The sequence below is a fragment of the Nocardia transvalensis NBRC 15921 genome, from assembly GCF_000308875.1.
Lineage (GTDB): Bacteria > Actinomycetota > Actinomycetes > Mycobacteriales > Mycobacteriaceae > Nocardia > Nocardia transvalensis.
This window is the reverse complement of sequence record NZ_BAGL01000109.1, coordinates 1-667: the sequence shown is the minus strand read 5'-3', so window position 1 is coordinate 667 and position 667 is coordinate 1. Positions and strand designations below refer to the sequence as shown.

General features: G+C 70.9%; 2 protein-coding genes. Both read left to right on the top strand.

Features of this window, described 5'->3' with window-relative positions:
- Positions 1-440 (top strand): hypothetical protein (locus tag ON41_RS30700; RefSeq protein WP_040751609.1); only part of this gene is annotated, 440 nt, incomplete at its 5' end.
- Positions 437-667, top strand: a 231-nt coding sequence (locus ON41_RS30695) for a hypothetical protein (protein ID WP_040751608.1), incomplete at its 3' end; no start/stop codon positions are given. The genes ON41_RS30700 and ON41_RS30695, both read left to right, overlap by 4 nt.

Below are 667 nucleotides of genomic sequence, written 5' to 3'. Positions count from 1 at the left end.
CCTTCGGCGGCGTCGCCGAGCTGCTCGCCGCGATCACCTACGACGGCGAACGCTCACACATCGAGATCCTCGGCACCGGGCTGAATCCCGCCGCCATGTTCGGCTACTACCACAGCGCCCAACTGGAAGCGCTCGCTATCAGCCACCGGAACCAGCGCAACAACTCACCGGGCCCGCACCCGCCGATCGTGGGCTACGCCCTGGTCGTGGAAACCCTTGTGCTGCCCGCCGGGCCCGGCGCCCTGGCCCCCGTCGCCTTCGGTGAGCAAGCCCTCGTCGTCACCGCGGACACCGCCGGAAACACGTACTCCGTGCGCGTATCCCGCACACCCGGCGACACCGTCGAGCCCTGGCCACCGAGCGCCGACTACGTCGATCCCCTCCACGACCGGATCCGCACACTCGTCCGCACACTCGCGACCACCCAGGAGCCTCGGTGACCACAGACGCCGTCGTCCGCGACATCATCCGCGACCTCGCCACCCGCCACCATCTCCGCGGCGCGGTCGACGCGTTCACCACCGCCCTGCTGGAGCTGGTCCGCGTCACCCCGCAGTACGACACCGCCGTGCGGCTGCCTCGCCGCGCGATCGAGGCCGCCATCAGCGTCCACGCCCACACCGAGGCCGAGCTGCTCGCCACCATCGCCGGCATCCCCTACACGGTG